This window comes from Stenotrophomonas sp. DR822, assembly GCF_019793815.1.
Taxonomy (GTDB): Bacteria; Pseudomonadota; Gammaproteobacteria; order Xanthomonadales; family Xanthomonadaceae; genus Stenotrophomonas; species Stenotrophomonas indicatrix.
The window spans coordinates 2,272,835-2,295,231 of record NZ_CP081826.1; the positions used below are offsets into that span (position 1 = coordinate 2,272,835).

27 protein-coding genes are annotated in these 22,397 nt (G+C 64.0%); 13 read left to right on the forward strand and 14 right to left on the reverse strand.

Annotated features, from left to right (window positions below; genetic code table 11):
- Positions 1-42: 42 nt before the first annotated feature.
- Positions 43-327, reverse strand: a complete 285-nt coding sequence (locus K5K93_RS10480; RefSeq protein WP_080150663.1) for a metal/formaldehyde-sensitive transcriptional repressor — start codon at positions 325-327, stop codon at positions 43-45.
- 50 nt (positions 328-377) lie between these two features.
- Here K5K93_RS10480 and dmeF point away from each other — a divergent pair, with 50 nt between their 5' ends.
- From dmeF to K5K93_RS10500, 4 genes are all read left to right on the forward strand, one after another.
- Positions 378-1,355, forward strand: coding sequence for a CDF family Co(II)/Ni(II) efflux transporter DmeF (gene dmeF, locus K5K93_RS10485; protein ID WP_222387832.1), 978 nt, complete (start codon positions 378-380; stop codon positions 1,353-1,355).
- A 92-nt stretch (positions 1,356-1,447) separates the two neighbouring features.
- On the forward strand, positions 1,448-1,864 hold the full coding sequence (locus tag K5K93_RS10490) for a hypothetical protein (RefSeq protein WP_222387833.1): 417 nt from the start codon (positions 1,448-1,450) through the stop codon (positions 1,862-1,864).
- A 75-nt stretch (positions 1,865-1,939) separates the two neighbouring features.
- Positions 1,940-2,263 carry a hypothetical protein gene (locus K5K93_RS10495; RefSeq protein WP_222387834.1) on the forward strand — a complete coding sequence of 108 codons (324 nt, stop codon included), beginning with the start codon at positions 1,940-1,942 and terminating at the stop codon, positions 2,261-2,263.
- A 76-nt stretch (positions 2,264-2,339) separates the two neighbouring features.
- On the forward strand, positions 2,340-3,182 hold the full coding sequence (locus tag K5K93_RS10500; RefSeq protein ID WP_222387835.1) for an MnmC family methyltransferase: 843 nt from the start codon (positions 2,340-2,342) through the stop codon (positions 3,180-3,182).
- Positions 3,183-3,185: 3 nt separating this feature from the next.
- Here the strand turns inward: K5K93_RS10500 and K5K93_RS10505 are convergent, their stop codons facing one another.
- From K5K93_RS10505 to K5K93_RS10515, 3 genes are all read right to left on the reverse strand, one after another.
- Positions 3,186-4,154 carry a polysaccharide deacetylase family protein gene (locus tag K5K93_RS10505; protein ID WP_222387836.1) on the reverse strand — a complete coding sequence of 323 codons (969 nt, stop codon included), beginning with the start codon at positions 4,152-4,154 and terminating at the stop codon, positions 3,186-3,188.
- An 82-nt stretch (positions 4,155-4,236) separates the two neighbouring features.
- Positions 4,237-4,953, reverse strand: coding sequence for a hypothetical protein (locus K5K93_RS10510; RefSeq protein ID WP_222387837.1), 717 nt, complete (start codon positions 4,951-4,953; stop codon positions 4,237-4,239).
- A gap of 110 nt (positions 4,954-5,063) precedes the next feature.
- The gene (locus K5K93_RS10515; protein WP_222387838.1) at positions 5,064-5,720 is read right to left on the reverse strand and encodes a hypothetical protein; all 657 of its coding nucleotides are present in this window, start codon (positions 5,718-5,720) and stop codon (positions 5,064-5,066) included.
- Positions 5,721-5,813: 93 nt separating this feature from the next.
- Between K5K93_RS10515 and K5K93_RS10520 the strand changes: the two genes are divergently transcribed.
- Entirely contained in the window at positions 5,814-6,530 is a 717-nt protein-coding gene (locus K5K93_RS10520; RefSeq protein WP_222387839.1) for a hypothetical protein, read from the forward strand.
- A gap of 4 nt (positions 6,531-6,534) precedes the next feature.
- Here the strand turns inward: K5K93_RS10520 and K5K93_RS10525 are convergent, their stop codons facing one another.
- Positions 6,535-6,705, reverse strand: coding sequence for a hypothetical protein (locus K5K93_RS10525; protein ID WP_099782623.1), 171 nt, complete (start codon positions 6,703-6,705; stop codon positions 6,535-6,537).
- Positions 6,706-6,729: 24 nt separating this feature from the next.
- Positions 6,730-7,542 (reverse strand): alpha/beta hydrolase, encoded by an 813-nt coding sequence (locus K5K93_RS10530; RefSeq protein ID WP_222387840.1) that lies wholly within the window; start codon positions 7,540-7,542, stop codon positions 6,730-6,732.
- Between the two features lie 229 nt (positions 7,543-7,771).
- Here K5K93_RS10530 and K5K93_RS10535 point away from each other — a divergent pair, with 229 nt between their 5' ends.
- Positions 7,772-8,251 (forward strand): DUF4440 domain-containing protein, encoded by a 480-nt coding sequence (locus K5K93_RS10535; RefSeq protein WP_222387841.1) that lies wholly within the window; start codon positions 7,772-7,774, stop codon positions 8,249-8,251.
- A 22-nt stretch (positions 8,252-8,273) separates the two neighbouring features.
- On the opposite strand, the gene K5K93_RS10540 is transcribed toward K5K93_RS10535, so the two are convergent.
- The gene (locus tag K5K93_RS10540) at positions 8,274-8,732 is read right to left on the reverse strand and encodes a hypothetical protein (RefSeq protein WP_222387842.1); all 459 of its coding nucleotides are present in this window, start codon (positions 8,730-8,732) and stop codon (positions 8,274-8,276) included.
- A 234-nt stretch (positions 8,733-8,966) separates the two neighbouring features.
- Here K5K93_RS10540 and K5K93_RS10545 point away from each other — a divergent pair, with 234 nt between their 5' ends.
- The gene (locus tag K5K93_RS10545) at positions 8,967-9,365 is read left to right on the forward strand and encodes an XVIPCD domain-containing protein (protein ID WP_261311833.1); all 399 of its coding nucleotides are present in this window, start codon (positions 8,967-8,969) and stop codon (positions 9,363-9,365) included.
- A 47-nt stretch (positions 9,366-9,412) separates the two neighbouring features.
- Here the strand turns inward: K5K93_RS10545 and K5K93_RS10550 are convergent, their stop codons facing one another.
- The 6 genes from K5K93_RS10550 to K5K93_RS10575 form a co-directional block, all read right to left on the reverse strand.
- The gene (locus K5K93_RS10550) at positions 9,413-10,513 is read right to left on the reverse strand and encodes a hypothetical protein (protein ID WP_222387844.1); all 1,101 of its coding nucleotides are present in this window, start codon (positions 10,511-10,513) and stop codon (positions 9,413-9,415) included.
- A gap of 36 nt (positions 10,514-10,549) precedes the next feature.
- Complete coding sequence (locus K5K93_RS10555; protein ID WP_222387845.1) at positions 10,550-11,125, reverse strand: hypothetical protein; 576 nt, start codon at positions 11,123-11,125, stop codon at positions 10,550-10,552.
- Positions 11,126-11,267: 142 nt separating this feature from the next.
- Positions 11,268-12,416: a YncE family protein gene (locus tag K5K93_RS10560; protein ID WP_222387846.1), complete on the reverse strand. Its 1,149-nt coding sequence runs from the start codon at positions 12,414-12,416 to the stop codon at positions 11,268-11,270.
- A gap of 179 nt (positions 12,417-12,595) precedes the next feature.
- Positions 12,596-13,603, reverse strand: a complete 1,008-nt coding sequence (locus tag K5K93_RS10565) for an XVIPCD domain-containing protein (RefSeq protein ID WP_222387847.1) — start codon at positions 13,601-13,603, stop codon at positions 12,596-12,598.
- A gap of 3 nt (positions 13,604-13,606) precedes the next feature.
- On the reverse strand, positions 13,607-14,233 hold the full coding sequence (locus K5K93_RS10570; protein WP_222387848.1) for a hypothetical protein: 627 nt from the start codon (positions 14,231-14,233) through the stop codon (positions 13,607-13,609).
- Positions 14,233-15,159 (reverse strand): XVIPCD domain-containing protein, encoded by a 927-nt coding sequence (locus K5K93_RS10575; RefSeq protein ID WP_222387849.1) that lies wholly within the window; start codon positions 15,157-15,159, stop codon positions 14,233-14,235. The genes K5K93_RS10570 and K5K93_RS10575 overlap by 1 nt, the downstream gene beginning before the upstream one ends.
- A gap of 512 nt (positions 15,160-15,671) precedes the next feature.
- Between K5K93_RS10575 and K5K93_RS10580 the strand changes: the two genes are divergently transcribed.
- The 4 genes from K5K93_RS10580 to K5K93_RS20320 all read left to right on the forward strand — a co-directional run bounded on the left by K5K93_RS10580 (position 15,672) and on the right by K5K93_RS20320 (position 20,660).
- Positions 15,672-16,172, forward strand: coding sequence for a hypothetical protein (locus tag K5K93_RS10580; RefSeq protein WP_088101275.1), 501 nt, complete (start codon positions 15,672-15,674; stop codon positions 16,170-16,172).
- Positions 16,173-16,326: 154 nt separating this feature from the next.
- The gene (locus tag K5K93_RS10585) at positions 16,327-16,827 is read left to right on the forward strand and encodes a hypothetical protein (protein ID WP_222387850.1); all 501 of its coding nucleotides are present in this window, start codon (positions 16,327-16,329) and stop codon (positions 16,825-16,827) included.
- An 11-nt stretch (positions 16,828-16,838) separates the two neighbouring features.
- Positions 16,839-19,469 carry a hypothetical protein gene (locus K5K93_RS10590; protein WP_222387851.1) on the forward strand — a complete coding sequence of 877 codons (2,631 nt, stop codon included), beginning with the start codon at positions 16,839-16,841 and terminating at the stop codon, positions 19,467-19,469.
- Between the two features lie 477 nt (positions 19,470-19,946).
- Positions 19,947-20,660: an XVIPCD domain-containing protein gene (locus K5K93_RS20320; protein WP_222387852.1), complete on the forward strand. Its 714-nt coding sequence runs from the start codon at positions 19,947-19,949 to the stop codon at positions 20,658-20,660.
- 35 nt (positions 20,661-20,695) lie between these two features.
- On the opposite strand, the gene K5K93_RS10600 is transcribed toward K5K93_RS20320, so the two are convergent.
- Positions 20,696-21,313: a hypothetical protein gene (locus K5K93_RS10600; protein WP_222387853.1), complete on the reverse strand. Its 618-nt coding sequence runs from the start codon at positions 21,311-21,313 to the stop codon at positions 20,696-20,698.
- 143 nt (positions 21,314-21,456) lie between these two features.
- Here K5K93_RS10600 and K5K93_RS10605 point away from each other — a divergent pair, with 143 nt between their 5' ends.
- A complete protein-coding gene (locus K5K93_RS10605; RefSeq protein WP_222387854.1) occupies positions 21,457-21,666 on the forward strand; it encodes a hypothetical protein in 210 nt (69 codons plus the stop codon).
- Between the two features lie 91 nt (positions 21,667-21,757).
- On the forward strand, positions 21,758-22,183 hold the full coding sequence (locus K5K93_RS10610; RefSeq protein ID WP_222387855.1) for a TonB family protein: 426 nt from the start codon (positions 21,758-21,760) through the stop codon (positions 22,181-22,183).
- The last annotated feature ends 214 nt before the right edge of the window (positions 22,184-22,397 follow it).

Below are 22,397 nucleotides of genomic sequence, written 5' to 3' on the forward strand. Positions count from 1 at the left end.
CGCAGGTCATGAGGTTGCCGGCCAGCGGCCGGCACTACCCAGCTATTTGCCGTAACGCCGCAGCAGTTCCACCAGTACCTCGGCTTCGGCCGCCCGCTGCGCCGGGTCTTCCGCGCCCACCACGTGTTCCTGCAGATGCTCGTGCAGCAGTTCCATCAGCAGGCTGTGGGCAGCGCCACGCACGGCCGCCACCTGCACCAGCACGTCGGCGCAGTCGCCTGTCTCGCCCTCGGGCGTGTTCAATGCCTGTTCCAGCGCCGCCACCTGCCCGCCGATGCGGCGCACCCGGGTCAGCAGCTGCTTTCGATTTCTGTGTACATGGGCCATTGCGGAATCATATACCCTATGGGGGTATCTACCCAAGCCTGACCGCCGCCATGCACCTGGACGCCCTCGCCGCCGCCCGCCGCCACGAGCACCGCTTCGACGACGGCAATCCGCTGGCCGAACGCAACACCCGCCGCGCGATGTGGCTCACCGTCAGCATGATGCTGGTGGAGATCGTCGGTGGCTGGTGGTTCAACTCCATGGCCGTGCTGGCCGACGGCTGGCACATGAGCTCGCACGCGCTGGCACTGGGCCTGTCGGTGTTCGCCTACCGCTGCGCACGGCGCTACGCGCACGATCCGCGCTTCGCCTTCGGCACCTGGAAGATCGAGATCCTGGCCGGCTATACCAGCGCCATCGCCCTGCTCGGCGTCGCCACGCTGATGGCCGTGCAATCGCTGGAACGCCTGTGGGTGCCCGCGCCCATCCACTACAACGAAGCCATCGCCATCGCCGCGGTCGGCCTGGGTGTGAACCTGCTGTGCGCATGGTGGCTGCATGACAGTCCGGGCCACGCCCATCACCACCATGGACACGGGCACGACCATGGCGATCATCATGGTCATCACCACGATCACGACCACGACCATTCCCACGGCCACGACCTCAACCTGCGTTCGGCCTACGTGCACGTGCTGGCCGACGCCGCCACCTCGGTGCTGGCCATCGTCGCCCTGCTGGGCGGCAAGCTGCTCGGCCTGACCTGGCTGGATCCGGTGATGGGCCTGGTCGGCGCGGTACTGGTCACCGTGTGGGCAATCGGCCTGCTGCGCGACAGCGGCCGCATCCTGCTCGACGCGCAGATGGATGCGCCGGTGGTGGCCGAGGTACGCGAAGTGATCGAGCAGGGTCCGTGGCCGGCACGCCTGGCCGACCTGCACGTGTGGCAGGTGGGGCGTGGCAAGTACGCCGTCGCCGCCAGCGTGGTCACCAGTGATGCCACGCTCGATCCGGATACCGTGCGCCAGGCGCTGGCGATCCACGAGGAACTGGTGCACATCACCGTGGAGATCCACCGCAGCGCGTGACGCCAGCAGGGCGACGGTTCTTGCCGAAAATCTGTACCGGCCACGGCTGCGTGCTGCCTACACTGGCCGCACCTGCCCCGTCGGGACATCCCATGCGCACGCTCCGCCTGCTGCTGCCCGGTGCCCTCCTGCTGCTGGTGGCCTGTTCCGGCGATACCCAGCTGCCGTTCTCCTCCGACCCGATGCTCGGCTGCTTCGCCACCAGCCCGCGCAAGTCCGCCGAGTTCCGCATCGAAAAGGAAGCAGGCCAGTACTTCGTCTCGTTCGAACGCGATGGCCACTGGCAGCGCGAACCCAATGCGCTGTACAAGGCCAGCCGCAGCGACATCCAGCAGTACTTCCGCGATGACGCCGACCAGATCGACAGCGCGCTGATCCGGATGGCCGGCGGCTTCGGCATCTTCCGCGTCAAGGACGGCGCCACACTGAAGGCCCGGGCACGCGACAGCGACTACATGGCGCTGCTGCTGATCGGCGCCGGGCCGGTGTATGCGGTGAAGTGCCAGTAGCGGCCAGATTGCAATTCTTCCCATGGCCTCAGCGATGCCGCTGGCACACGCTGCCGGTTTCGAGGAGGAATTCCGATGACCGCTCTTCTCCTGCTGGCCGCAATCGTTGCAAAGACCCAGGGTGCTTACGACGAGGTGCGTGAGACCGCTGATGGCGAGATCGTGGTGATGCGTACCTTCGACTGGGAGATCGAGGGGCAACGCGCCGAGCGCGTAACCGTGCACTGGCTGCTGCAGGAAGACGGCAGCATGCGCTACGACTTCGACCGGCAGCCAGCCGCCACCCAGGATGTCCATCGCCGTTCGTGCGCGTTGCGGGGAATGCAGCCCTCGCGAGGCGTCGGCCTCATCTCGGGAGAGGGAACCATCCACGGATTCAGCTGCACCGACCTGCGGTAGCGCCGCGCCCATGTCCGGCTCGGCTGCACAGCGCCTGCGGTACCATGCCCTCCCCCGAACCACCCCTGTACGCACCGTGCCCCACTACTCCGGCCCCCTGCTGACCCGCGACAGCGCTGACACCCTGCGCCGTGCCCACGACAAGGGCGCCACCAAATGGCTGGGCTCGCTCGATCTGGGCCGCAGCGAAGCGGCGGTACAGCTGGATGCCGAGGGATTCACCTTCCGCGGCCAGCACTACCCGTGGCCGGGCAAGCTGAAGGACCGCACGCTGTACTACTGGGATGGCGAGGAGTTCTGCTCCATCTCCCGCTTCAGCGGCTCGCTGATCAAGCTGGTGCCGACCGAGTGGGGCGCACCGACCTTCGAGATCGACGGCATCAAGATGCTGCCGACCTCCAAGCTGTCGCCGTTCGAGGACGCGCGCCGCAAGGTCGAGCTGGTCGCCCCGGCGGGCAAAAGCCTCCTCGACACCTGCGGTGGGCTTGGCTACTTCGCCGCCTGCGCACTGGAGGCCGGCGTCGGCCAGATCCGCTCGTTCGAGAAGAACGCCGACGTGATGTGGCTGCGCACGCTCAATCCGTGGTCGCCCGATCCTGACTCAGCCGCCGCGGGCGGCCGCCTGCACTTCAGCCACGGCGACGTCTCGCAGCAGATCGAACAGGTCGCCAGCAACAGCGTCGATGCGATCCTGCACGACCCGCCGCGCTTCGGCATTGCCGGCGAACTGTACTCGCAGGTGTTCTACGACCATCTCGCCCGCGTCATCCGCAAGGGCGGCCGCCTGTTCCACTACACCGGCGCGCCGAACAAGCTGACCAGCGGCCGCGACGTCCCACGCGAGGTCGCCAAGCGCCTGGAAAAGGCCGGCTTCAAGGCCGAGCTGGCGCTCGATGGCGTGCTGGCCGTCAAGCGCTGACGCTCACTCGCCGTCCACCTTGGCCAGCTTCATCACCCACTTCGGCACTTCCGGCTCGCCGGCGTAGAACGCCTTGGGCTTGTTTTCGGCCATCGCCCAGCGGTGCAGCCAGCTCGGCCCATAGCGACCGCTGTAACCCTCGGCGCCGCGCGCGTAGGCGGGGTCGCGCACGGCTTCTTGCAGCGACACGAAGCGATAACCACGGCGCCTGGTGGCCGCCACCAGCTCGGCGAACGTCGCCGCGTTGAGCTCGTTGGCGTGCATCAGCCACACCTGCGGCACCGCATACCCCAGCAGCGCCTGCGACTGCTGCTCGTAGTAATCCACCTTGTTCAGCATGTACGGCACATAGCCCTTGCGCAGGCTCGCCAGCGTCGCCTCGCGCTGGGGTGAATCGGACTGCTCGTTCATCACGTTGGCATAGGCGAAGGCCCATACCCACTCACCGTTGTCGACCGTCACCGGTGCCACGCGGTAGCCGTGCTGCTTGAAGAACACGTCCATCGCCACGCGGTCTTCCGGCGTACGGCCCGCACGCAGGTAAGGGTGGCGCATCCATTGCGGCGTCTGTCCACGCTCGGCCAGCAGCGGTCGCAGCACCTGCTCGCCACGCAGGAAGTCCTGCTGGAATGCCGCTACGCCTTTGGCGTTGAGGTCCATGTGCGACCAAGTGTGGTTGCCGAGTTCGTAGCCGGCATCCAGCCAGTCGCACAGCATCTGCACGCGCGCCGGCTGCACCTGGCCATCCACTTCCAGCTTGTTTTCGTTGACGAAGCCCACCACCGGCACATCGGCCTGGCGCAGCTGCGCCATCAGTGCGGCATGGCGTGCCTGCAGATCGGCCGGCACGATTTCATCCAGACGCGCCCACGGCAGATCGTCGATGGTCACCGCGATGCGCCGGTCGACTTCGGCAGCGTGGACGGTCAGGGACAGCAGCAGCAAGGTCAGTGCATGCAGCGATGAACGCATCAGGTCGGCCTTGGGAGAGAAGGTGTCCGCGACTCTAACCCAGCTTCTGGAGATCGTCCCAGCCCCGCCTCCAGATTCGCCCTCACATCACAAGCATCATGAATATCAGCGGGACAATCAACAGCGGGATGACCGCAAGATCAACGCACGTCGACGCAAGCGGTGACCCATAAAGCTCAACGTGTGCCGCTCTTCTATTGCGCCAGCCGACAAAATTGGCGATTCCAAAAACAGCCAATAGCGCAGCAAACCACGGCGATACCACAACGCTCTCGATGAGTGCGCGGTGTTCAACACCATAGCGCTGGACCAAGCCGAACAGCACTCCTGCAATGCCATACAGGAGCGCCGTTGACGACGTGGAAACGAGAAAGTACTTCCTGGGAATGACCGGCCCCGGCACCGAAAATCGCGCAACCACGCTCCGCGCCAGAAGGTAATAGCCGTGACGGATGTAGGAAGAAACGACCACCATCACCAGGATCAGCAGTGCCGTTTCCCACCTCACCAAGCTGTTGAGAAGGTTCATGCGGCGATAGGCTGCCATCTCGCCAAGTGTCTCATTCAGTCGTGGAACCAGTTCAGTGGCAACGCCATCAAAGAACAGGATCATGGCACAGACCCAGATGCCTGCTGCCGCAAGGGGTAGCGCGACTGTACCGAACCGCGCCGATGCATAGCTCCTGCGGCTTTCCCCTGCTACAAAGTGCAGCGGCCGCCCGAACATCGGAAACGCCAGCAGAAGCAAATACTTGGCCACGCCGGTGCTGCGTGCCCATTTCCAAAGCGTCCGAATCATTCCTCCTCCTGGTATCGCAGTTTCGTTCTCGTTGAACATCAACACGCAGACAGTGTTCTGACCAGATGCAGCACGATTGCGGCCTTCCGCAGGACGCGCTACACAGTCTGTCACGTCTGTACCCTGTTGTAGCGCAGCTGCGAGGTGGTGCGCCACAGCCACAGGCCGACCACCATCGCTGCCATCAGCAGTCCGCACAGGATGATGGCCAGCGCATCAGGTGCGTGCGGCGGCGTCAGGTCGGCCCTGGCGAAGATCTGCAACAGCCATCGCCGTATCGAGGACGGGAGCGCATGTCCGTCTGGTGTCAGGTCTGTCATACATGCTGCAGGCAGCGCAGTGGTGATGCCCGCCCAGACATGCTCATACAGTCGAAGCATCACGCCCGCCAGCAGCATCGCCGCCCCATGCAGGGCGAGCAGCCCCAAAGCGCTGCGGCGCAGCGGTGCATCCACATGGCGCAACCAGTGCACGCAGACCAGCAGCGTACCCAGAAGGGCCAGCACCAGCGTTGCCATCGGCAGCCAGCACAGCGGCTGCCAGTCGTCCAGCGCGCCGGCACGTGCCAGCAGGTGCTCGGCCACGTGCAGGCGCGCGGCCGGATCGGCGCCGCCGCAGGATAACGTCAGTGGCTCCAGCAGCAGGTCCACGCGGTGGTGAAAGTAGCCCGCGGCCAAGCCGACCGAGAGCAGTGCCACCACCTGCAGCAGCAACAACATCAGCCCTGCGCCGAAGAAGCGCCCTAGGCGGGCAGTGAAAGCGGTCACGGCGTGTTCCCCAGCAAGTGGACGCGCATGCTAGCCAAGCGGATGATCGCTGTCGGCTGGCAGATGCGACATCGGCTTGGGCGATGCGCCATCATGTCCACTCCTTCAGGAGAGCTGGCGATGGTAGGGCTGTATCTGCTCGTGCGTACCCTGCTGCCGGTTCTGCTTGGCGGGTTGGTTGCGATGCTTGGCGCACGGATGATCAATGTGCGGCTGGCCCGCCTCCCGCCGCGCGTGATTGCACTGCCGGATGACAGCCTGCTGCCCCGCCCCGCAGCACAGCGACGCTATCGCCGCATGCTTCGGCGCAGACCGCGCCTGCAGCGCTTCACCCAGCCGCCCAAGGTGCCGCGCAGCTGGGTCCTGCTCGCGGCAATGGCGTTCATCGGCACGGTGGGCCTGACCGTCTACCTGATGCCCGATGGCCCCCGCTTCCAGGTGCTGGTCGAGAGCACCTTGGGATATCCCTCCACCGTCATCGAGGTCCGCGCGCCCATGCAGCAGCAGCTGCACCTGCTGGACGCCTGCGCACCTGTGCTGCACCGCACTGTCCGCCCCATCACCATGCGCTACCGCAGAGCCCGCACCGGCAATCCGGTCGAGGTGCACGGAGTGCTGCCGGTGCAGGTGCGGCGCCGCGGCACGCTGCTGCAGGTGGCCACGGCGCAGCCGGTGGATGCGACCCTGTTGCGCGATGCCCTGCACCAGTGCAGCGCATCGTCCAACGTTACGCTGACGATACAGCCCCGCACCGTCGCGCCCTGGCGGGAATGGGGTTGGCAGCCGTGGCCGGGGCGCAACAGCCAGTAAGGCTTCAACCGCGCGGCAGTTTCGCCGCCCACATGTTGTCCACCAGGTTCGGGTAACGGCGCCCGTTCTCCTCTGCCCGCTGCCGCGCCGCCGCCTTCTGCGCTTCCGTCAGCGGCTGCGTCTTCTGACCCTTCGGGTTGGGCTTCTTCCAGGGCGGCGTGCGGGCAGTGGGCATGTGCGGATGATGCCGTAGTGGGTGTTATTTCTTCAGGAATTCCAGCAACGCCAGATTGAAGTCATCGGCGTGGCTGGTATTGCAGCCATGTGGCGCATTCTTCAGCACCACCACCTCGCTGCCGGCGATGGCCGCATGCGTGCGCTTGCCTGAACCTTCGAACGGCACCGTCGCATCGCTGTCGCCGTGCAGCACCAGCGTCGGTACGGTCACTTTCTTCAGGTCCGCGCGGAAATCGGTGGTGGCGAACGCCTTCATGCACCCCAGCGCAGCGGTCTGGTCAGATTGATGGGCAAGCGCGATGGCGGCCTGGCGCTCGTCCTCGGTGACCATCAGCTTGCCGTCGGCACTGAAGAAATCGCGGGTAAAGCCGTCGAAGAACGACTCCCGGTCCTTCTCCAGCCCCTGGCGCATCTCATCTGCCTTTTCCTGGGTCAGCGGCCCTTCGGGATTGTCCGCGCCCTTCAACAGGTACGGCGGCACGGCCGCAGCGAACACCACGCTGTGCAGGCGGTCTTCACCCTGGTTGGCGATGTAGCGCGCCACTTCGCCACCGCCCATCGAGAAGCCGACCAGGGTGACATTGCGCAGGTCGCGTTCGTCGATCAGGCCGGCCAGGTCAGCGGCCAGGGTGTCGTACTCGTAGCCATCGGCGGGCTTGTCCGAGCGCCCGAAGCCGCGACGGTCGTAACTGATCACCCGGTAACCGGCGTCGCGCAGCAGCGGCACCTGCGCCTTCCAGGATTCGGCAGACAGCGGCCAGCCATGGATCAGGATGACCGGGCGGCCGGTGCCGCCGGTGTCTTCAATGTGCAGTCGGACGGAGGAGGTAACCATGGGAACTCCCGGGGGAAAGAGGAACCCAGCCTAGGCAATCGCACCGGAGCCGCCCGTGATGGATCCGGCTCAGGCCATGACATCGCGTACACGGGCTCCGGTCAGCCGGCACATCGGTTCGCACCCGCATGAACGGCATTGGTCGGGCCCTGCGCCGGTTTCGTCACGCCCCGGTTACCGTGCGCCATCGTCCATGCCAGTCTGCGCCGGTCCTCAACGGAGCCACGCCATGCTGCTCGCCCTGCCCCTGCTCGCCGCCGCCGTCGCCGGCACCTCCCCCACCAGCGACACCCTCCGCGAGCAGATCCGCGCGGCCGACACGCAGCTGTTCGCCGTGGCCTTCGATGCCTGCGATGCCGACAGGGCCGCCGCGATGACCACCGAAGACATGGAGTTCTTCCATGACAAGGACGGCAAGTCCGCCAACAGCCGCGAGGACTTCCGCCGCAGCGTGGCCACCCTGTGCGACAACGCGCGCAAGGGAGGCTGGCACCTGCGGCGCGAGCTGGTGGAGAGCTCACTGCAGGTCTTTCCGCTGCAGGACGATCGCGCCCTGGAAATGGGCGATCACCGCTTCCATGAGCGCGGCGCCGATGGCGTTGAACGCTGGACCGGCCAGGCCCGTTTCATCCAGGTCTGGCGCCGCGTGGATGGCCGATGGCAGGCCGAGCGGGTGATCAGTTACGACCACCGCCCGGCAGACAAATAAACATCACCACCGCAGCGCCCGCTCAGTCGCGCAGGTTGCTGGCGCGCGTCAGCATCCAGCAGCCGTAGCGGCGCGCGAAGGTGTAGGTATCGCGCTCGGCGTCGCTGCCGAAGGTCACGCGCTGCCCGTTGTCATCGATCGCTTCGATACGTGTGGGCGCGTGGTAGGTGCCGGCGCGCATGTGCTCCAGCGCGGCCGGATCGCGGCTGGCCGGTGAAGGCACGAACAGATCGAACGCGGCCAGGTAGCGGTAGCTGAAACGTTTCAACCGCGCGGCACCCTGCTCCAGCACGACGTGCGTGGGCGCCAGCCCCTCGTGGTCGTCACGCACGGTGTGCATCGGCACCTCGTACTCCAGTGGGTCAGAGGTGTAGCGCAGGCGCACCCGGTCATCGGCCGGGTCGGCGAAGCGTTGCAGGAAACGGGTGAAATCCTGCGAAGGGCAAGCGGGATCGTCCGCCGCCACGGGCGTGTCAGCCACCGCAATACCTGCGCAGGCCCACAGCCACATGCCCAGCAGCAACCGCGCAGCCGCCTGCCCCCGTATCCGGTTTGTCTCCCCGTGCACCACCTTCTCCCTCCATCCCATTGCAGCCGGGCGCCATCCCCTGCGCCCCGGGCCACAGGCTAGCAACAAAGCGGTTACCGGCGCAGCCCGCGACCGTTTTACACTGGCCACATCCGGCCACACGGTAGCGGCCACATGGAGCCCCCAATGACCCCTGATGATTCCCTCCACCAGCAGATCCGCCAGAACGTAGCCGCACTGGACGAGAAGCATGGCCGTGCGTTCGACGCCACCAGCGAGAACGTGGCCGCCAGCCTGGCCGTCAAAGCCCGTGAACAGGGTCTGGAACGCGCCGACCACGTGGTGGTGAGCAACGCCACGGCCAACCTTCCGGCCGGGCACAACATCTTCGTGGTGCAGGGCGACCCGGCCAACCCGGCGCACCTGCGGGTGATGCTGCCCACCGCCGTGGCCGCGCAGACGCCGGCCGAGCAGTCACTGCAGAAGCTGGGGCTGGGTGGGCAGCAGCCGGGGCAGGCCGAGCAGCAGACGCTGGATGCACAGTCGCAGGATCAGCAGCAGAACCCTGCGCATCGCATGGGGTGAATGCCGTCAGGCGTCGATGCCACCGACGCCTGTCGCATGGGCCGGTATCAGCCCATTCGGGGCTGAGCGTGCTGCGTCTGCTGCAGCTGATCTTCCTGCGCAACGCGGCTGGCCTCGCGGCCCTGATGCTGCACGCTGGCTTGCTGGTACACCTCTTCAACCGTGCCCTGCTGGGCATCGGCCAGCGAAAGACGCTGGCGGTTCGCTGCAGGGTCCGGTGAGGCGGTGTCGCCCGTGCGCTGCAGGAAGACATAGCCCGGCGAATCCGCCGCACCGCCACTGCTGAAGGCCACCTGCAAGGTATCGCGCTCGGTGTAGCCACCCTGCACTGCCAATCGCGTCAGGTGGCCCGCCAACAGCTCGGGCTGCTGTCCCGGCGGCAACCCTTGGCGCTCGGCCGCTTCCCCCAGCGCCGCACGCACCCGCTGGTCCAGCGGATGCAGTGTGTCACCCGGCACACGTGCGTCGTTGGCCAACCGCTCACCGCTGCGCTCACCGATGTCGTCGTTCTCGCTCAGCAAGCGATGCTTCCACGTGCGCTCGGGCATCGGATTGGTCTTCGTACGATTGAGATCGCTGTTCGGGAACGGCGGTTCGATGCTGTCCACGCCGTGGATGTTGCGCAGCGGGCGAAAACCGTCCTTGCCTCCACCCTTCATGTCCAGAGGGATGCGGACGTCCGGAAAGAGCTGCCCTGCGGGACCTCCAAAAGCATTCACGTCGATGCTTCTCTTTCGCTCGATGCCAGCGTGGTTCAGCGCCTCCCAGGTGAAGTCCACGCAGTTGTGGCGGACATCCTGGTAGTGTTTGCTGAAGCCGAACTTCTCCGGGTCCGAGCCGAAGGCCTCAAGCTTCTTGTATTGCTCTTCGCTTATCTCGAGCGTGCGGGTGTAGCGCGGGTCTTTATAGACCTTTGCGTCATCGTCCATGATGGTGCCAGGGCCATTCACGCTTCCGTGCTCCTTGGGAGCAAATCCATAACTCTTTGCGGGCTCGCCTGATGCATGCAGCACGTAGAACATATGGCCGGGCGAGGAGGTCTGCGGAATGCCCTCAGCGTCGACGGCCTGCTTGTGCGTCCTGGGGTCGATCAGCGGTGTGCCAGGTGCAGCGATAACGATCTCTACGGTATAGCGTGGCTTGTCCATAAGTTAATCCTTCGTTCCTTCCCGTGGTGAGGTTGATTACTTGCCAGGTGGCCGGGCTGCATGAACCCGCAACTGAGCCGAGTAATGCTGTAACTCCGGCGTGGCCTGAACAGTGCGAATCTGTACGCGATAGCGCGTATCCGGCTCCACCGGCAGAGCAACCAGGCTCAGCGTGTATTGGCCATCACTCCCCATGTGCGGCGACGTATAGCGCCATTCGCTGGATGCATGCCATTCTGGAAGCGGCTCGCCTGCATTGAGCACCCCGGCTTGGTAGCTGTCGTAGGTGGGAACGTCTTTCCAAGCATCAGCGGTCCATTGCTGCAGGTTCACCTCGAACGGGACCCTCAATGTGCCCACGTCGGGCTCGTCGCTCCTTTGCGGTCCTTGGCGCCGCAACTCCAGCTCCACTGCATAGGTGCGATGTGGCATGTAGTTGCGCGCGTTCATCGCGAATTCGAAACGCGCTTCCTGACCGGACTGATCTGCCGCAATCGGCTGTGCCAGATCCAGCGGTTCGGGTGGCGCAGGGTCAGGGCTGGTGCAAGCACCCAGCACCGCCGCCACAATGATCAACAGGCCGACGTGCAGCCAGCGGTGGATACCCAGCATGTTCAGATCCTTTGGCTCCCTGCCATGGGTTTCAACCCTAGCGGGTTGGCGGTGAGGACCGCAACCGGGCAAAGAAAAGGCAGGGCAAAAAGCCCTGCCCTTTTCCAGCAGCCAGCTGCCGGGCATGACCCGGCACCATCCCTTACAGCTGGATTCGCGCCACGCTCTCGTCAGAGCCCTTGGCATCCTTCTCGCCGTTCTTGATGCTCACGTACAGCACGTTGTTCCTGGCATCCAGCGCCAGGCTGTTCGGGTGCGTCGGCACGGCGTAGGTGGCCACCTTCTGGTAGCTGTCGCTGTTGTACGCGGTCACCGTCCCGGCTTCGCGGTTGGTCACGTACAGGCGCTTGCGCGGTGCATCCAGCAGGATGCCCAGCGGGCCGGCGTCGGTCGGGATGCTCGCCAGTTCCTTGCCATTGCTGCGGTCGAGCACCAGCACGCGCTGGCCCGGGTGCTTGCTGACCAGCCCGCTGCTTTTGGCCTGGTAACCCCGCAGCATTTCCGAGCCCTGGTCGGTCACGAACAGGCGCTTGCCGGCCGGGTCCAGCGCGATGTTCATCGGCTGCTCGGCGGCGATCTTGTGCTGGGCTTCCACCTTGTTGGAGTCGGTGCCGACCACCACCAGATCGGCCAGCAGATTGCTGGTGTACACGCGCTTGTTGGCGGCATCCAGCGCCAGGCCCGGCGCCTTGGCGTTGCCCAGGCCCGGAATGGTGTTGATCACCTTCAGGGTGTTGGTATCGATCACGAACAGCACGCTGCTCACATCCGGCTGGCTGCTGTGGCCGGTCACGTACAGGCGGTTGGCGGCGCTGTCGACCACCAGCTCGCGCAGGTCGTGGGTGTATGCGGCCTTGCCGTCCTTGCCGGTCTTCTTCTCCATCAGCTGCACGGTGCCGATGGCCTTGTTCTGTGCAGTGTCGACCACGGTTACCGACAGGTCCACGGTGTTGCCCACGTACAGGCGGTCGTGGGCGTCATCCAGCACCACGCCGAACGCCTTGCGCTCCAGCGGGATGCGGGTTTCCACGGCCAACGTGGTCGGGTTCAGGCGCAGCACCTGGGCCGGGCCAGCGTCGTCACCGAAGCCACCGGACGAGGCAACGAACACGGCGTGCTGTTTGGGGCTGTAGGCCAGCTCGTATAGGCCCTGGGCGATGGCCTGGCGCTGCACGGCGGTGGCGGGGCTGCTGGCGGCGGCGGCTTCAGCGGCGAAGGCGGTCGGGGCACCAAGGCTCAGCGACACGGCGACGGCCAGTGCGGCCGAACGGAAAAGGGAATTGCGGATCATGCGAGCGTCCTTCAATGGGCACGGAGGGTGTCCTGGCTCGCGGGGCCGTTCTTCGACGGCCCGGCCCTGCATCTGTCTGCGCGGGGTGGGCTGGCTGGGTAGCGCGGGAATGGTAGCAGGTGGGGGCCGTGGCGTCCGCCTGCGGATGCATGGCGGACGCGCTGTTCGGCGCTGGGCGCCTACGCCATGCGCGGGGCGTGCGTCTGGGACAGCTGCTGCTCTTCCTGTTGACGCTGGGCATCACGCTGCGGCTGTGCCTGCGCCAGTTGCTCGATGCGCTCGAACGAGGCGGCCACCGGCGTCTGCGCGGCGACATCTGCCGGCAGACTGGCGCGCTGATGCGCCGGGTCGCTGCGGTCGCCCTGCACGATGAAGAGGTTCGAGGCGGCATCGCCACGGCGCTCGCCGAGCAGCACATCGTCTACGCGCGTGAACTGCTGCTCCTTGGAGAGTGCCAGGAGGCTGGCGCTGACGTTGCCGTTCTGGGCGACGAAGGCTCCGAGGTCGGCCACCTGCTGGTGAAGCTGATTGAGGCGAGTGTGATCGGCGTGGGATGGATCGGCGGGGGTTCCGCTCAAGGGATGGGCATCCTGCGTCCGCTCGCCATTCTGCGAAATCCACCACTGACCGAAGGTCTGCGTCGGCATGTCATTCCACTTCACCTTGTCCAGCTCGCTGTCCTTGACCTGCTGTGGGATAGCGTTGATCGCGGGTATGTTGTCCAACACCTTGATCGAGCCTTCGTAGTTCCTGATCTCACCGGCCAGTCCTACCGGGCGCAGACCAGCGTGGTTCAACGCACCCCAGGCGAAGTCGGTGCAGGCATTGGTGACCAGGTTGTAGTTGTTCTTGTCGAAGCCGTGCTTTTCCGGGGCTTCAGCGAACTCCATGATCTTGTCGTACTGTTCCCTGCTGATTTCTATCGTGCGCTCGTAGCGCGGATTTCTGTAGACCAGATTGTCGTAGGTATCAACTTCACCTGCGTCCGGGTTGGTTGGCGTGGGCGCGCGCGTATATCCGTAGCTTTTCGGATCGCGTCCGCTGCCATCATCGATCGTGAGGAACATGTGCCCCACGGACGAGTTCTCGAGCCGTACTGGCACGGAATCCCTTTCGCCCCAGCGAGGCGTTCCCGGAGCAGCCACATGGATCGTGACGGTGAAACGCTCTGCAGTGTCCTTCTGCATCTCTCATTTTCCCAATAGTTGGAAGCCGACAATAAGCTCGGCCGATATGTCATTGAGCTGGGGTCGATCCTCCAGCAGGTCCACGGTCAAATGGTATCTACCGGCATCCAGCAGGCCCGCATCGGCCAGTTGCAGCATGTGGTAGTAAACATCCTGCGAGTACAGTCCAGCCTCAATCAGCATCCCGCTTTCAACTTTCCCCTGAACCAACTTGCCGACGTGGCCGTCAGGCGGAAGAGGCTCCATGCTGCGGCCTCCCGGGGCCGTGGTCATCAGTCGCACCGATGTAGCGTGGTCGCCGTCCAGGCGCTCCAGGCGAACGCGCGCGGGGACACCGACGTCCCTTATCCGCTCGGCCTCGGCAAGCAGCGGCTTGACCTCCTGTGCTTGCAGGCGGAACCCGATCTTCAGACTTGGAATCGCGGGAGGTACTGCAGGCGGCAAGTCAAAGGTCACGTCCACGATGCGCCTCGCCTTGTCCAACCGCACGCCTCGCGTGAATGGCACCACGGTCCGTGCGTCGGCCTCGGCCCGGGTCAACAGCTTAGGGGCTTCAGGTGACGAAGTACTGCCGCAGCCCACCAGCAAGACGAGTACCACCGACGCAACAACCGCACGCACCGCCCGCATCACTGCTCCTTCAACCGCAGCGAATCCGCCACATCCGTCTGTGCCGCTACTTCAGTAGCGATGCTCGCACGGCGATGCCCGGGGTCATCGCGATCACCCTGCACGATGAAGATGCTCTCGGCCTCGTGGCTGCTCTTGGTAGGCCGGCTGAGCAGCACGTGGTCCACGCGCGACAGGTTGTTCTGCTTGGCCAGCACCAGCAGGCTGGCGCTGATGCGCTGGCTGGTGTCGTCGAAGGTGCGCCCGTGTGCAGCGTCCAGCTCGGCCACCTTCTGGATCAGCTGCGCGAACAGCCGGTGGTCCGGGTGCGAGGGGTCCAGCAGCGTGCCGGCCACTTCCATTGGGCTGGGCGGCGGCTCGTCGCTTGGGCGGCCGCCTTCGCGGTGCAGCTCGGCCTCGCGTTCGGGCATCGGGTGGTGCTGTTCGCCATTCAGCTCGCTGGCCGGGAATGGCGCCGCAATGCACTGGATTTCCGGCAGGTTGAACAGCACCGCGAACTCGCCCAGGTTGCTGCCGCCGTCCAGCGGTGCCGGCTGCGAATGCAGGCCAGCATAGTGCAGCGCGGCCCAGACGAAATCGCTGCAGCGGTTGATGGTGGCCGGGCGATCGACATCGAAGCCGAACTCGGCCGGCTCCTCGGCGAAATCGCGCAGGCAGCCATAGTGCTCCTCGCTGATCTCAAGGGTGCGGCTGTAGTACGGGTCGCGGTGCTCGTCGGCATCATCGTGTACGACCTCGGCGTACTGCACACCGGCAGCAGCCTCATCGGGTAGCAGGCGCGGCGATGCGAAGCCGTAGCTGTGTACCTCCTCGCCGGCGGCGGTCTGGAAATACATGTGGCCGCGCGGCGAGCTGCCGCCGCTATTCAGCGGGGTGCCGGGCGCGGCCAGAAAGAGGGTTACCGTGTAGCGTGTTGCTTGCTCCATGCCTGCTCAGCCTTGTTGGGTACTGCGGTCCTGGCCGGATGATCGCATAGGTGGGTTCGCGGGCAGGTGGACAGCCCGGGCCGGGGTGGCGGTGGCTTGCTGAATGTGTGAACCAGGGACCAGTACTTGGCTTTTAGGACACATGTAGGACACATGCGTCTGGAGAGGCGAAGGACGGAACCGTATAGTCGAAGCCCAATGAGCAATGGAATTGCCGATGAATACCAAGCTGGCTTGGATCCTCCGCGCTCACTTTGCGGTCCCATCCGCTTTGAGCCGCCACATGGCCCACGCTTACTGGCGCGTTCTGCTCACGCCTTGCCAAGCGGTGAAGCAGGGTGACTCCCATGTCGTATTGCGCTCCCCCTGTCCGCCCGCCGTGCGGCAATTCGACGTAACGGGCGCATGGCCATGCAGTTGGAGATGCTTGCTCCATACTCCTGACGCTCCTCCATGAAATGCCGCCGGCTGATCTGCCGTCAAAGAGCTCACCGAATGTCCTAGGATCAACCATGCGTCTCTGCTTCGAACCCAGGCCGTACTCCTCCTTTGATCCCGTCAGCGGAATCACGATTCCCAGACCACGTGTTCTCCCGGGCGAATTGGCGGATGGAACAGTCGTAACGGAGTACCAGTACGCGTTCTATCATTGTGACAAGCGAGTTGGCGGCCTGGGTTTCCACGGAACGGACCAGCTCGCAGAGGTCAACGGCCATACAGAGCGAGTCTTCACCTTTGACCTCGGCCACGATTGGTTGATCACCTACATGCTCGAATTCAAGACGATGGTTGGCAACGCCGACAATGACTTCTCGTTCTTGCGAGACCTTGCTCAAGGGCTGGCAATGGCATATGCCGGCCAAACCGACAACGTCGAGAACCTCCGATACGTCGTGATCACCACCGTAAGTGCACTGGCGATTGCCGGCGTGCTGACCCCGGACCGGGGTCTAGTCGCTTCCGATGGCCATGTTGTGCTTGCCGAAGCCTATGTACCCGTCAATGCTCACTGAGGGGTGACATCCTGAGGGATGGCGGGTTGGTCGAGCACCGCCAGGCCAGACGAATGGCGGGCAATACAAGGCTCACTCCCTCATACAGAAGATGCTACGCCATCATTCACTGACAGGCCCCAACGACTTCATCATCGGAAAGCAGGACAAGATCGTGCCCATTGAGTTCAATCCCCAAGCAAGAACCGCTATCGACGCGTTCAGCGGACTAGTCATCTCGTTCCCAAGAATCGTCGCCTCAGACATGCCAGATGGAGACGAAGTCACGGAATATCAGTACACCTTTCGACGAGGGGGGCGGATCCTTGCGGCCATGTCCGTACTTGGAACCGAGGAACGAACTGAGAAGGGTGATCACTGGGGTTGGAAGTACACCCTGGACCTGAGCTCCACCCACGCCTTGGAGCTGATAGCGAGGCTCAAAGTCGACCTCGGCAATACCGATGACCCAATGGATTTTCTACGGGCTGTTGCGAAGGGTCTGCTGGCTGTTTTCGCCAATCAGACCGACAACTCGCGGGATGTCCGTTACTTCGTTCTCACGCGAGCAGGCGCACTCAGAAAAGTTGGTATCGAAGTCCCTGAAGGTATTCCGTTGGCAGCTGATGGCCGAATCATCCTGGCCGAGCTCTCTGTCCCCGCTCACGTGTTCTGAGGTCAGATGACATGGGGCAGTTCGCATTCAAAGAATTTGCACTAGCCACATTGAAACCAGCAACCAACGTGGCTGGTGGTAGTCGGCTTTCCGATCAGCAGAAGGCTCTCGTTGTTGAGTATCTGACTTCTCCCGGCTCGGGTCCAGATGGATCAACGAGCTACGAGGACTTCGTCAGGGAAAAGATGCGCGTCCATCCGCCTCTCCTTCCGAAAGACGTCGAGTACATTGCGTTCTCGGGGATCGACGGAGGAAAGATCCCAAATTTCGATAACGCAACCGAGTATCAAAGGAACCTTGAGGGTAGAGCGGCGATCATCGGTGATACGCCTTGGGGACATTACATTGATTCGCTGAATGAATATCCTGAAATTCATCAAGACTTCCATGCCGTCAAGGACAAGTTCCGAGACTTCATGAGTGCTCGTGGATTCGTTCCCAAAGGGGAGCCCATCAGCGCGCTCCAAGACATGATGTGGAACGCAGGCAGTCCCAAGTTCTTCGAGAACGCCATCGCCACAGGCAAGCCCTTGCTGGCATTTGTCGAGAATGCCCAGCCCGGACGTGGCTTCGACAAATTTGAACTAGCCACCGCCCTCGATCACCCCACTGTCCGTATCAACGGCTACCCGATAAGCGCATTTGGCCCCGAGCCACTGGCCTTCGCAAGCCAGTCCGCCGCCGAGTACCAGGCGCTTGAGCGCAGCCTCGCGCAGCATGCCACGACCAACAGCGCGCACCCCGTCGATGTTGCGCAGGTGCGCCTGCATCTCAAACCCATCGATGGCTATGACGCTGTCGGCAAGACGCTCTTCGAACGACCGCTGCACGATTACAGCGCGTTGAACCTGAGCGAGATGTCGACCACGCGCGCGAACTGGGTCGCCGCGCATGCCAATCTGGGCACAGGACCGCACCTGTTCGCAGACCTGCCCAAACCACCATCGCACGCCCCCCTCCAGCCAGGTGCACCGCGCGGCCCTCCCCATGCGGCAGCCGCTGCCGAAGCAGTCGCCGACGTTGCACCGCATGGGGTACATGCCGGAATCAATCCCGCCATCAAGGTTGCCGGCGTTGCAGGCGTCGCACTGCTTGCGCACGACTTCGCCACCTCCGGGCACAAGTGGATTGAGCTGAACTCGCAGGGCAATGCCGCAGGCGCAGATTCCACCGCTGCACACTTCGTTGGCCGCAACGTCGGTGGTGCAGTGGGTGGCTTTCTTGGCGGCGCCGGTGTCGGCCTTGCTTCGGGCTCGTGGACAGGCCCTGGCGCCATTGCAACCGGTATCGGTGGCGGCGTCCTGGGTGCGTACCTCGGCGAACGCTGGGCCGAGCAGAAAGATATCGAACGCGTCTACTCCCAGGTCGATCCGATGGGACGCACGTGGACACGCGATCCTGCTGACCCTAATGGGCGATGGCTGCGACCTGGCGAACAGCAGCAGGTCCAGAGCAGCGACCTCGGTACCGGCGTGGAAGTCCGCCCGGTGCAGACGGCACAGGGTGACGACGTCACCTTCCGCACCAGCTACGTTGCCACCGGCACCTTGGAGCGCCAGTTGAACTGGCAGGCGGCTCGGGCCTCCTATGAGCTTGGCCTGTCGAACCCGCCGCCACCGCAGAATCCCTACCGGCTGAACGCCAATGGCTTGGCCGAGCCCGCGCGAGGTGCCTTCGAAACCGATCGCGCCTTCGTACGCGATCCCAGCTCGGGGCAATGGGAGCTGGAAATCAAGGAAATGGTGGATGGGCGGGTGCCCAACAGCCGCCACCTGCCGGTCTCGGCGGAGCAGGCACAGGTGCTGGATGAACAGTCACGCACGGTCATCGCCCAGAACTCGGCAAACACCAAAGCCGCGATGGCTGCGCGCTATATGGTTGCTCACGAGCAAGGGCGTTGGAACGACTTCGGCGACGCGAACAATCCATCCATTCCCCGTGCCGTTCAAGACGCGCAAGCCAGCGCCGACACGTTGAAGGCAAGTGATGGCAATGACTACACACGGCAAGCGGACGGCCAATGGGTCAGCAAGGGCGTGATCTTCGACAGCACCGCCAACCGAAACCTGAGCGACGAGCTGGAGATCACCTGGAAAAGCCAGAATGACGGCATCGCCGGGCTGCACGACATCGCCCGGCATCTCAAAGACAGCGCCCAGGTTGCACCCGAGGGTATTCGCGGCCAGGTGGATGCGCTGTACGCGCGCCATGGAATCGAGCGCACCGAGCAGCAGCTTGCGGCTACAGCCGTCGCTGTGGAGCAGACGCTGGATCTGCAGGGCAGGACGGGCGATGTGGTTCTGGAACTGATGCCAGACCCACGCACCCACGCGCCCAGCGCAAATAGTGCCATCGCCACGTTCGGTGACGCGGGCGGCAACCGGATGGTGCTCACCGGCACTACCACCATTGAGGACATTGCGCGGGCTAAATTGCAGCTTCGGCCTGAAGCTTCGCTGGCTGCCCAAGGCGCTGCGTCTGCAGATCAGGCGACGACGCCCGACGTGCCCGAGCTACGCATTGCTGCGTTGACTGCAAAGGAGCAGGACGCACACCGGCAGGCGCTGCAGGAGGCCAACCGCCAAGGCAGTGGGGCTGTGGATGCGCAAAAAGCGGCATCTGCGGCCGTACTGGAGACGTGAGGGGTGGCGATTGACCCCATTGAGGCGCTTAAGGTTGACAGTGACCTCCAACGCGGTGTGGCAACCGCCGCTACCGTTGAACCGACTCGCGAGCCAGCTCCTGCGGCCGCTCCTGTCATCGCGACGCCCTCGGTGACGATTGTTGAGCCAGAGCACACACGTGCTTCGCGTGAGAATGAGCAGCGAGTGGAGAGTCGCTCTGTACGGCAAGCCGATTTCGCGCAGCGCGCAGAGGATGCTGCCCAGCGGGAGGCTCGGAAGGAGGAACCGACACCGACTGCACCGGCAGTGGGCCCTCAAAGCGACTCGCAGCATGAACCGAATGTGGAGCAGGCCCGGCAGGCCCAGAATGCCCCGGACGCAAGTGCTGCGGGCACTGCAGGCCCAAGCCAGCCAATTCAGATGGGAGAGCCCAAGGCAGAGCACCCCGAGCATCAAGGTAGCGTTGAGCGACAACAGCTTACGGACTCATTGTCCGTGCGCGCCACAGCCGCGACAGCTCAGGACGGCGCAGAGGTGCCGCTGCAACGACCTCTTGAGAACGAGCAGACCCAACGGACCGCGCAGGACGCAACGTTGGATCTCCCAATCTCGCCACATCCCGCCCGTGACAATCCAGAGCTGGAAGCTTCAGGCACCGGAGCGGCTGAAATTGGCCGAGACACTAGCCGTCAGGTAGTGCATTCTTCCCCGCCCTCAGTCGAGGATCGCGACCCGGCAGAGCATGCGCACCCGCAGCCCGCCGCTGTGGCGCAAGGCAATCCACTGCACCCCGGCCATCCCGATCACGCCCTCTATCAGCAGATCCGCGAGGGAGTGGAGGAACTGGACGCCAAGCACGGCCGAAGCTTCGATGCGGCAAGCGAGAGAATGACCGCCAGCCTACTGGTTCTGGCCAAGGAAAATGATCTGTCCCACGTCGATCATGTGCTCGTAAGCAACGCCACGGCAGCGCATCCCGCTGGCCATACCCTCTTCGTGGTGCAGGGCGAGGCCAGCGACCCCGCCCATCTGCGGGCATCTATGCCCACCGCAGAGGCCGCGCAGACACCGGTGGAGGAATCACTGCTGCAGTTCGATTCAGTCAGCAGGGAGGCGCAGCAGCGCGCACTGGCCAATCAACAGGAGCAGCTGCTGCAGGATGAACGAGCACAGCAGGACATCCAGGTGCGCGCGGCAAGCATGGGGTAGATCATTTACTTGGTTCAGATCATCGCCCCGCAAAATTACGGCTCATCCCGACTTGAGCTTTGCCCCATGCCAAGCCAGCGCTCAAGGGCCGGTCCTCCGTCGTGGATCAGCTTCGATCGGTGAAGGAACCACAGCGCAACGGTGCCCCCTATGACGACCCACAGCCAATACACGAATGCTATGCGTCCGCCAATTTGGCTCACGACCAGGATGTAGCCCAGCATCGCAGCCGCTAGGGCCGACACAAAGTAACCCGTTAGGAAGGCTCGCGAGAGCAACCTTCGGGTAGCGGGATTGGCGTACTTAGGCTTACGCCATCTAAGCTCGCCGGTTATGTCATCCAGATCAATCAGCGGCCACGCATCGGCTACTTCCATGATGGCCCTAGCGGGTTGATCCAGCTTAGAAAGGCGACGAATGATGGAAGCGGGCAGGTAGGCGCCAAAATGGTGGCGGACCGCCACCGAGATCCAGAGATCGTCCTTTTTTTCAATCTCGTGGAAGAGCTCAAGAAACTCCCTGCGAGCCGAGCCTCGGGACTGGTTCATGCCACTCAGCCCCTTGAAGATGAGGACCAGGAGCACGCACAGCACCAGTGGCACCAGCAACTGCCCGCCATGAAGATCCATCAGCCGATTGACGATGCCATCCATGGTTGTCGACTCCCGAGTTCGTTGGAGGCGAGCATCTCCTAACGTGTTGATGATCGCAATTGGTTGACTATTGTTCCCATCCAGTGAATTCCTGCCCGTGAGACATCTCCAGGTGATCCTGCTGCCCCGCGTGGAGAATTGCCATGACCAAGATAGACACCGAATGGCTGCAAGCCTTCGACAAAGAGCTTATCTACCTGTTCGCCATCGACCATAGCGATGCCGGCATGGATGCGTACCTGCTGGGCTGCTACGCAGACCTACCTCCGCGCGAAGCGGCGCTGGCGTTCGGCAGCGACTACGACCTGGAGCGCGACGATGCGCTGTGGCCACGGCCGGGCATGCCTGTGTGATCCGCGCAGCAGTCCGGCACCCCGGCATTCAAGGCAAGCGATGCCAGGGCATGGCCGCTATGCTGGCAGCGCACCGGAATGGAAACCACGCATGCCCCGTTTGAACACCGCCCTGGCACTGAACCTCGTTCTGATGCTGCTGGGCGCTCCACCTGCCATGGCCATGGCGGCAGGCCCGCAGGTTTCCACTGAAGTGTTCGTAGAGCGCGGTGACAACCCCACCTTCGAGCTGCAGCAGGCGCCTGCCGTTGTGTATTCAACGGCCCCTGCCACGCCGCCCGATACCTTGCTGCAGATTCCCATGGTGGTGCTGCTGGTTGCTCAACTGGATGAGCTGGGCCACGTTTCCAACGTGATGGTGGCGCGGTCCAGCGGACTGCGGGAGATTGATCGTGCGGCCTTTACCGCAGTGGACCAGTGGCGCTTCGAGCCGGTTGTGGTTGAGGGCATCGCGCTACATGCGCGGGTTCGGGTGCGTATGACCTTCGTGCCCACGGCCGAGGCACCGCCGGGCTGAACCGCTGCTCCGATCTGTCGTAATTGGTCCTACGCCGTGAGCCTGGCTGTGGGCATCCTGCGCTTGGGGCCAATAGCGCCAAGCCCTTCAAGACCGTTGCGGCGCAATCGCTTGCCGGCTTAACACCGTGTGCGACAATTCCGAAAGCGTCAGGACTGGCGATCGTCGGTTCTGCAGTTTCTTGGCATTTCGCATCAGCGCGGGTACACCTTGG

Bases quoted from the DNA above. Each gene is read 5' to 3' on its own strand.
- K5K93_RS10480 (WP_080150663.1), bottom strand. From the start codon at position 327: ATGGCCCATGTACACAGAAATCGAAAGCAGCTGCTGACCCGGGTGCGC.
- dmeF (WP_222387832.1), top strand. From the start codon at position 378: ATGCACCTGGACGCCCTCGCCGCCGCCCGCCGCCACGAGCACCGCTTC.
- K5K93_RS10490 (WP_222387833.1), top strand. From the start codon at position 1,448: ATGCGCACGCTCCGCCTGCTGCTGCCCGGTGCCCTCCTGCTGCTGGTG.
- K5K93_RS10495 (WP_222387834.1), top strand. From the start codon at position 1,940: ATGACCGCTCTTCTCCTGCTGGCCGCAATCGTTGCAAAGACCCAGGGT.
- K5K93_RS10505 (WP_222387836.1), bottom strand. From the start codon at position 4,154: ATGCGTTCATCGCTGCATGCACTGACCTTGCTGCTGCTGTCCCTGACC.
- K5K93_RS10510 (WP_222387837.1), bottom strand. From the start codon at position 4,953: ATGATTCGGACGCTTTGGAAATGGGCACGCAGCACCGGCGTGGCCAAG.
- K5K93_RS10520 (WP_222387839.1), top strand. From the start codon at position 5,814: ATGTCCACTCCTTCAGGAGAGCTGGCGATGGTAGGGCTGTATCTGCTC.
- K5K93_RS10525 (WP_099782623.1), bottom strand. From the start codon at position 6,705: ATGCCCACTGCCCGCACGCCGCCCTGGAAGAAGCCCAACCCGAAGGGT.
- K5K93_RS10530 (WP_222387840.1), bottom strand. From the start codon at position 7,542: ATGGTTACCTCCTCCGTCCGACTGCACATTGAAGACACCGGCGGCACC.
- K5K93_RS10535 (WP_222387841.1), top strand. From the start codon at position 7,772: ATGCTGCTCGCCCTGCCCCTGCTCGCCGCCGCCGTCGCCGGCACCTCC.
- K5K93_RS10545 (WP_261311833.1), top strand. From the start codon at position 8,967: ATGACCCCTGATGATTCCCTCCACCAGCAGATCCGCCAGAACGTAGCC.
- K5K93_RS10550 (WP_222387844.1), bottom strand. From the start codon at position 10,513: ATGGACAAGCCACGCTATACCGTAGAGATCGTTATCGCTGCACCTGGC.
- K5K93_RS10555 (WP_222387845.1), bottom strand. From the start codon at position 11,125: ATGCTGGGTATCCACCGCTGGCTGCACGTCGGCCTGTTGATCATTGTG.
- K5K93_RS10560 (WP_222387846.1), bottom strand. From the start codon at position 12,416: ATGATCCGCAATTCCCTTTTCCGTTCGGCCGCACTGGCCGTCGCCGTG.
- K5K93_RS10565 (WP_222387847.1), bottom strand. From the start codon at position 13,603: ATGCAGAAGGACACTGCAGAGCGTTTCACCGTCACGATCCATGTGGCT.
- K5K93_RS10570 (WP_222387848.1), bottom strand. From the start codon at position 14,233: ATGCGGGCGGTGCGTGCGGTTGTTGCGTCGGTGGTACTCGTCTTGCTG.
- K5K93_RS10575 (WP_222387849.1), bottom strand. From the start codon at position 15,159: ATGGAGCAAGCAACACGCTACACGGTAACCCTCTTTCTGGCCGCGCCC.
- K5K93_RS10580 (WP_088101275.1), top strand. From the start codon at position 15,672: ATGCGTCTCTGCTTCGAACCCAGGCCGTACTCCTCCTTTGATCCCGTC.
- K5K93_RS10590 (WP_222387851.1), top strand. From the start codon at position 16,839: ATGGGGCAGTTCGCATTCAAAGAATTTGCACTAGCCACATTGAAACCA.
- K5K93_RS10600 (WP_222387853.1), bottom strand. From the start codon at position 21,313: ATGGATGGCATCGTCAATCGGCTGATGGATCTTCATGGCGGGCAGTTG.
- K5K93_RS10605 (WP_222387854.1), top strand. From the start codon at position 21,457: ATGACCAAGATAGACACCGAATGGCTGCAAGCCTTCGACAAAGAGCTT.
- K5K93_RS10610 (WP_222387855.1), top strand. From the start codon at position 21,758: ATGCCCCGTTTGAACACCGCCCTGGCACTGAACCTCGTTCTGATGCTG.